The 2,953-nt window shown below is 57.1% G+C and carries 3 protein-coding genes; all 3 read left to right on the forward strand.

Annotation, left to right across the window (positions count from 1 at the left end; translation table 11 throughout):
* Nucleotides 1–584 (forward strand): gliding motility-associated C-terminal domain-containing protein (locus tag ASG38_RS04070; RefSeq protein ID WP_056067432.1); only part of this gene is annotated, 584 nt, incomplete at its 5' end.
* A gap of 72 nt (nt 585–656) precedes the next feature.
* A complete protein-coding gene (locus ASG38_RS04075) occupies nt 657–1,592 on the forward strand; it encodes a type IX secretion system membrane protein PorP/SprF (protein ID WP_056067434.1) in 936 nt (311 codons plus the stop codon).
* A gap of 18 nt (nt 1,593–1,610) precedes the next feature.
* Nucleotides 1,611–2,953, forward strand: a 1,343-nt coding sequence (locus ASG38_RS04080; RefSeq protein ID WP_056067437.1) for a PD40 domain-containing protein, incomplete at its 3' end; no start/stop codon positions are given.

Here is a 2,953-nt window from a genome sequence, read left to right on the forward strand (position 1 = left end):
TCACCTACGAGCTGGACGGGAACACTGCAACGTGCAGCCTTGGCGGCAGCGGCAGCTTCGCGGTCACCATCTCCGAAGGTCCCGAGGTTTCGATCGCCAGGGAGTGTACCGGGCAGACGCTGTGGCTGAAGGCCACGCAGGGCGCGGGCAGCTATGCCTGGACAGACGGCAGCGGGGCCACGGTAGGCAGCACCGCAGACCTTAACATCGACGACTACGTTTCCCAGCATCCCGGCACCCAGTTCCCTATGGAGTTTACCGTAACGGTAACAGACGGGGCATGTACCGCGACGGCTAGTTTTACGGTTGACGGCACGTTCTGCGGCACCATTCCGAGGGGTATCTCGCCTAACGGCGACTCGCTGAACGACACGTTCGACCTGGGCGGCATGGGGGTAAGGCACCTGAGCATCTTCAACAGGTACGGAACGGAAGTCTACAGTTACAAGGGAAGCTACACCAACCAGTGGCACGGCCAGGACAGGGACGGGAAGGACCTTCCTGATGCCACGTACTTCTACAGCATCACCAAGCAGGACGGAAGCACGGTAACGGGCTGGGTGTATATCAACAGGCAATACTAACAATCATAAAAGGTGAGGACGGCCTGCCGCAAGGCAGGCCAGACCCTACACCAGAGAAAAATACAGGTACACATGAAAAAAACATATCTTACACTAGCCCTTGCGTTTATGGTCACGGTAGGCGCCCGGGCACAGCAGGACCCGCACTACACGCAGTACATGTACAACATGAACGTGATGAACCCTGCCTATGCGGGCTCCAAGGAAAACCTTGCGGTGGGGCTTCTCTACCGCGCGCAGTGGGTAGACATCGAGGGTGCGCCAAAAACGGGCACCCTGTCGGTACACAGCCCCGTGGGGAAGAATGTGGGGCTTGGGCTGTCCGCCATAACGGACAGGATCGGGCCCGTTGACGAGACCAACGCCTATGCGGACTTCTCCTATACGCTGAACCTCGGGGGCGAACACCGCCTTGCCCTCGGGATCAAGGCCGGGGCTACCTTCCACAAGGTAGGGCTGTTCAGCGACATCGGCAACGGCTACGTACCCGATATCAACGACCCCGCGTTCCGGGAAAACTCGAGCAACACGTTCTTCAATATCGGTACGGGGTTCTTCTACTATACCCAAAAGTACTACCTTGCGCTCTCGGTACCGAACATGCTCAAGAGCAAGCACCTCGACATCAGGAACGACGGGAGGGAATACCGGTTCGGCTCCGAGACACAGCACTACTTCCTGACGGGGGGCTACGTTTTCGAGCTTTCGGAGAACACGAAGCTCAAGCCCTCGTTCATGCTGAAGTCGGCCTTCGATGCGCCTACATCCATTGACGCCTCGGCCAACATGCTGTTCTACGACCGCTTCGAGATAGGGGCCACCTACCGGCTTGACGACTCCTTCGGGGGCATGGTCAATTTCGCAGTCACGCCCAACATACGTGTAGGCTACGCCTACGACCGTATCATCTCGGACCTTAAGGTATCGACACAGTCCTCACACGAGGTCATGCTGCTGTTCGACCTGAACTTCCCGAAGAAGGTATCCGTGTCACCAAGATATTTCTAACCCCAAAAGAGCAAGAAAATGAAAAAAATATACATTGCCGCAGGCCTGTTCCTGGCCATTGCCTCCGGTTACGGGCAGAACAGGAGTTCCGAGAAGGCCGACAGGCTTTACGACAGCTACCAGTATGTTGCGGCCATAGAAGAATACCTCAAGCTTGCCGAAGGCAATAAGGGCGACAGCCATGTCTACAGGCAGCTGGCGGACAGCTACTACAACGTGTTCAATATGGGTGAGGCTGCCAGATGGTATGCCAAGGCCGCCGAGAGCAGCCAGGATGCAGAAACATATTACCGCTATGCCCAGGCCCTGAAGTCGCAGGGCAAATACCAGGAGGCCAACAGGCAGATGGACAGGTTTGCCGCACTGCTTCCCGACGACCAGAGGGCAAAGGACCACAAGGCCAACCCGGACTATATCCCGAGCCTGTCCAACAGGGACAGGCTGTTCGATATCAGTGAGACGAGCATCAGCAGCAAGGACCAGGGTGACTTCGGGGCAGTGCTCTCCAATGACAATATCCTGTACTTCGTGAGCACGAGGAACAGTTCGAACAGGACCGACAAATGGGTAAGGCAGCCCTACCTTGACATCTTCCAGTCGGTAAGGAATGCCGACGGGACGCTGTCGGAACCCAGGGCGGTCAGCGAGCTGAATACGGCCTTCCATGACGGTCCGGTTACGGTGAGCGCGGACGGGAACACGATGTTCTTCGCACGCGACGGGCTCAATGACGGCAACTTCGACAGGGACAGGAAGAACAACGTGAAGATAGGGCAGCAGGGACTCTACCGTGCGACAAGGGTCGACGGCAAGTGGACCGACATCCAGGCACTTCCGTTCAACAGCAAAAGCTATTCGGTAACGCACCCAAGCCTCAGCCCGGACGGCAAGACGTTGTATTTTACCTCGAACATGCCGGGCGGCCACGGCGATTCCGACATCTGGAAGGTATCGGTTGACGGCAGCAATTACGGCAAGCCGCAGAACCTGGGTCCCAACGTGAACACGGCGGGCAAGGAAGGGTTCCCTTCCATAGGCGAGAACGGCATCCTTTATTTCGCATCGAGCGGGAAGCAGGGATTCGGAGGGCTTGATGTCTTCAGGGCAGACCTTAACAGGGACGGGGAAGCGGTTAACGTAGGGAAGCCTGTTAACAGCGAGAAGGACGACTTCTCCTTCAGCTTCAATACGGGCAAAAACGAGGGCTACTTCTCCTCGAACAGGAACGGCACTGACGATATCATCAGGGCGGTACCGGTGTGCAGGGTAGAAGCCATAGCAATGGTGAAGGACGGCAGGACAGGACGTGCGTTACCGGGTGCGGGCGTGTCGATCCTTGATGCAAGGAAGAACGTGATAGC

Origin of the sequence: Flavobacterium sp. Leaf359 (genome assembly GCF_001423985.1) — a bacterium.
Lineage (GTDB): Bacteria > Bacteroidota > Bacteroidia > Flavobacteriales > Flavobacteriaceae > Flavobacterium > Flavobacterium lindanitolerans.

What these genes read in the sequence shown, in the direction of transcription:
- ASG38_RS04075 (WP_056067434.1), top strand. Translation starts at nt 657, where the DNA reads ATGAAAAAAACATATCTTACACTAGCCCTTGCGTTTATGGTCACGGTA.